This is a genomic window from Mesorhizobium sp. M7A.F.Ca.MR.362.00.0.0 (assembly GCF_004023175.1).
Taxonomy (GTDB): domain Bacteria; phylum Pseudomonadota; class Alphaproteobacteria; order Rhizobiales; family Rhizobiaceae; genus Mesorhizobium.
Genome location: NZ_RZTF01000419.1, coordinates 1 through 3929 on the forward strand (window position 1 = coordinate 1; position 3929 = coordinate 3929).

At 65.4% G+C, this 3929-nt stretch carries 3 protein-coding genes and 2 pseudogenes; 2 read left to right on the top strand and 3 right to left on the bottom strand.

Features of this window, described 5'->3' with window-relative positions; all coding sequences use genetic code 11:
- Nucleotides 1-223: 223 nt before the first annotated feature.
- A pseudogene (locus EOC06_RS31800) lies at nt 224-975 on the bottom strand (pseudouridine synthase).
- Here EOC06_RS31800 and EOC06_RS31805 point away from each other — a divergent pair.
- Complete coding sequence (locus EOC06_RS31805) at nt 957-1559, top strand: SRPBCC domain-containing protein (RefSeq protein WP_245470258.1); 603 nt, start codon at nt 957-959, stop codon at nt 1557-1559. The pseudogene EOC06_RS31800 and the gene EOC06_RS31805 sit on opposite strands and share 19 nt — an antisense overlap.
- A 38-nt stretch (nt 1560-1597) precedes the next feature.
- Here the strand turns inward: EOC06_RS31805 and EOC06_RS31810 are convergent, their stop codons facing one another.
- Nucleotides 1598-2431 carry a helix-turn-helix transcriptional regulator gene (locus EOC06_RS31810; RefSeq protein WP_245470259.1) on the bottom strand — a complete coding sequence of 278 codons (834 nt, stop codon included), beginning with the start codon at nt 2429-2431 and terminating at the stop codon, nt 1598-1600.
- Nucleotides 2432-2521: 90 nt separating this feature from the next.
- Here EOC06_RS31810 and EOC06_RS31815 point away from each other — a divergent pair.
- A pseudogene (locus EOC06_RS31815) lies at nt 2522-3407 on the top strand (SDR family oxidoreductase).
- Between the two features lie 50 nt (nt 3408-3457).
- Here EOC06_RS31815 and EOC06_RS31820 read toward each other — a convergent pair.
- Nucleotides 3458-3929 (bottom strand): dihydrofolate reductase family protein (locus tag EOC06_RS31820; RefSeq protein ID WP_245470260.1); only part of this gene is annotated, 472 nt, incomplete at its 5' end.

Genomic DNA, 3929 nt, shown 5'->3' on the forward strand with positions numbered 1-3929 from the left:
GAAGTCTTCCGTGTAGACCGTCACGGGCATGCCCGTGATCTCGCCGTAGAAGCGCACGAGGCGCTGAACGTCCGAAGTGATGATGCGGACAGAGACGAAATTCATTGCTTTGGCTCCTGATCGTTGAAGCCGTGGCCGGCTCCCATCCGACCTATAGGCCAGGCCTCCTGACAGCTTTCCGTCAGGACGGATTGCTGTGAGCCTGCACCAGCGCACGCGCTGCTCACCCCGTCAGCAGCGCCAGTTCCTCCGGTGTCAAACGCCGTGCCGTGCCCTTGGCGAGGTCGCCGAGCGGCAGGCGGCCGATGGCGATGCGGATGAGGCGCAGGACCTCGACGCCGTGCGCGGCGAGCAGGCGACGGATGTGGCGGTTGCGGCCTTCGTCGAGCACGATCTCCAGCCAGGCGGTGCGGCCGCCGCTGCGCAAAAGTTCGATCGAATTCGTGGTCAGGATCTCGCCGTCGACGCTCACGCCCGCGCGCAACGTCTTCAACATCGCCGCGTCCGGCACCGTGCCGACCTGCACGTGATAGGTTTCGGCAAATGCGAAGCCGGGTCCATCAGCCGGTTGGCAAATCGGGTGTCGTTGGTCATCAGCAGCAGGCCTTCGCTGGCCTTGTCGAGGCGGCCAACCGGCGAGACGAAGGGCAGGTCGAGCCCTTCGAGGCAGGCATAGACGGTGTCGCGCTGCTGCGGGTCGTCGCGGGTGGTGACCAGCCCGCGCGGCTTGTTGAGCATGAGATAGACCTTGCGCTCGGCAACCACCGGCCTGTCGTCGACGACGATGCGGTCGCGGTCGAGGTCGACCCGCAGGGCTGCATTGCGCACCACCTTGCCGCCGACGCGCACGCGGCCCTCCGCGATCAGCACATCCGCCTGCGTGCGCGAGCACAGGCCAAGTTTTGAGAGGGCGCGGTTGAGACTGACGCCTGGCGCCGCCTGCCTGCCGCTCTGCCGTGTCTGCCGTGGTGTCATGCTGCCCGTCTGCGCTGGTGGAGCCGACAGATGCCACGGGCCACGATCGCTTCGCAAGCCGCGCTGCTGCCTTCGCATGCGCCGCACCGCCCGAACGACGATATTGTCGTCGCCGCATCCGCGATAAATTGCAGCGCATGAGTGAGTCTGCCGCACCGATCATCAAGACCGTCGTCATCGCTGCAACGCCTGCCAAGATTTGGCAGGTGCTGACGACGCCCGCGATGATCCCGCAATGGATGTCCGACGAGGCGCTGACCGTCAGCCTCGAGAGACTTGTCGGCGGCGCGATCTTGATACACGGAGTGCTGCACGGAATGCCGTTCGAAAACCACGGAACTATCCGAGCTTTCGCGCAGGAGAGGGCGTTCGCCTACGGTTACTGGAGCACGCTGTCGGCCCCGCGGCTGGCGGACGTGCCCGAAAACCACACGGTGGTCAGCTTCGATCTGGCGCCGGCGGATCAGGGAACGCTGCTGACGCTGACGCTCAGCGATTTTGCCGAACCGGCGATCCGTCCGCATGCCAATCTCTACTGGGGGCCGACCTTGCAGATTCTGAAAGCGGTCTGCGAGCGCGCTTGAGGGCGGGAGTCATTCCCCGCGGACGGGTTGTCAGGCCCTTACTCTTTGGGGTGTTGGGCGAGAGCCAGCGCGCGAATACGGTCGGCGACGGCGCTGTCGACCGGGTTGTAGACGGTCAGGCTCAAATCCGGCCGGCCGTCGACCGCGAAGCCCGAATATTCCAGCTCGATATCGCCGAGTTTTGGATGCTTCAGGCGCTTTGTCCCGTCGCCGTGGCTGAGCACGTCGTTTTCGCGCCACAGCGCGTCGAATTCAGGGCTAGCGCTGCAGAGTTCGTCGACGAGTTCGCGCACCTCGGAGACAGCGCCGGCGCGTGCCGCATCGGCACGGAACGAGCCGACCACGAAACGGGCCAGGTTTTGCCAGTCGTGCTGCTTGGCGCGGATGGCGGGGCGCAGGAACATAAAACGCAGGATGTTGCGCTCGCCCTCGGGCAGGGCGCTGTAGTCGGTCAGCACGACCCGCGCGGCGCGGTTCCAGGCAACGACGTCCCACGTAGCGGTCCTGACTATGGCGGGGCTGGCATCGAGCGTGTCGATGAGGCGCTGCAGCCGTGGGCTGACACCCTCGGCACCGGTGTAGCGGACCTCGGGCGGGCGCCCGAGCCCCAGCATGAAAAGATGTTCGCGCTCCGCCTCGGTCAGCAGCAGCCCCTTGGCGATGCGATTGAGGACATCGGCCGAGGGTGCGCCGCCGCGGCCCTGTTCCAGCCACGTGTACCAGGTCGGGCTTATGTTGGCGCGCTGAGCAACCTCTTCCCGGCGCAACCCCGGCGTGCGTCGGCGGCCGGAAAAGCCGAAGGACGCCGGATCGAGCCGCGTGCGCCGATCTTTGAGGAACGCTGCCAGTGAGCCGGCGGAACTGGAGGGCATTCTGTTAGCCATTATACCATGATAAGGTCACTACTTTAATAGAATAATAGACCGGCAATATTACGCAGGCAACTGTGCAGGAGATTTTGCATGCGTATCCTTCTCACCGGCGCGACCGGTTTCATCGGTTCGGCGCTGGTTCCCGAACTCATCCAGGCGGGCCACAAGGTGGTCGGCGTGACCCGCTCCGACGCCGGCGCCGAGGCGCTGGCTGCTGCTGGTGCCGAGGTGCACCGGGGGACCCTCGAAGATCCCGAGGGTCTGCGCGACGGCGCGGCCAAGGCGGAGGCTGTGATCCATACGGCGTTCGACCATGATTTCTCGCGGTTTGCCGAGAATTGCGAAAAGGACAAGCGCGTCATCGCCGCTCTCGGCGCCGCCCCTGGCCGGCTCCGACCGGCCGCTGGTGATCACCTCCGGCGTCGGCATGGGCAGCCCTGGGCATGGCGAACTGGCGATTGAGGACGTCTTCAATGCCAGCCACCCCAATCCGCGCATAGCCTCCGAGCTGGCCGGCAATGCGCTTCTGGAAAACGGCATCAATCTGTCGGTGGTGCGGCTGCCGCAGGTCCACAATCCGGTCAAGCAAGGGCTTATCTCGCCGCTCATCGAGATCGCGCGTGAAAGGGGCGTCTCGGCCTATGTCGGCGAGGGCCGCAACCGCTTCTCCGCGGGCCATCTCCTCGATGCGGCGCGGCTTTACCGGCTGGCCGTGGAAAAGCGGCAACCGGGAGCACGCTATCACGCGGTCGGCGAGGAAGGCGTCGAGGTGCGGGCCATCGCCGAGGCGCTTGGAAGGGGCCTGAAATTGCCGGTCGTTTCCATCGCGCCGGAAAGAGCGGCGGAGCATTTCGGCTGGATGGCGATGTTCGCCCCCATGGACCTGCCGGCCTCCAGCGCGCTGACACAGGCACGGCTGGGCTGGCATCCGACCGGCCCGACGCTGATCGCCGATCTCGATGCCATGCGGTATTGATGCGCTGACAAAGCGGCGCCAGCCGGGCTGCATAGCGGCTAGGATTCCGGTTATGCAGGGCTGACCGCGTAGCGCAGATGGACGAGCCCATGCGCCAAGGCCTTGCAGCTTTTCAGTGACAACTGCGTCTTGCCCGCCAGGCCGCTCTCGCCGAATTCGACGAAGGCCTGGTTTGCTGCGCGTCCATCGATCGCGGGCGCGACGAGAAGGCTCAGCTCATCGACGAGTCCGCCTGCGAGGAAGGAGCCGTTGATGCCGGCACCGCCCTCCAACAGCAACCGGCGGATGCCGAGTTCGCTTCCGAGCACCTCAAGCATCGCCGCGAGATCGATGTCCGCCGCTTCCGACACGATATAGGACACGCCGTCGGCGGCAAGCTCGGCCAAATGGCTGTCGGTAACGTCACGCCCAAGCAGCACCACGACGTGGTCGCCGCCGATGTCGGGTTTGGAAAAATGGAGCTTGCCCGAGGCATCGAGCGCCACGGCATAACTGCCCGCATCCATTTGCGCGAAATGATAG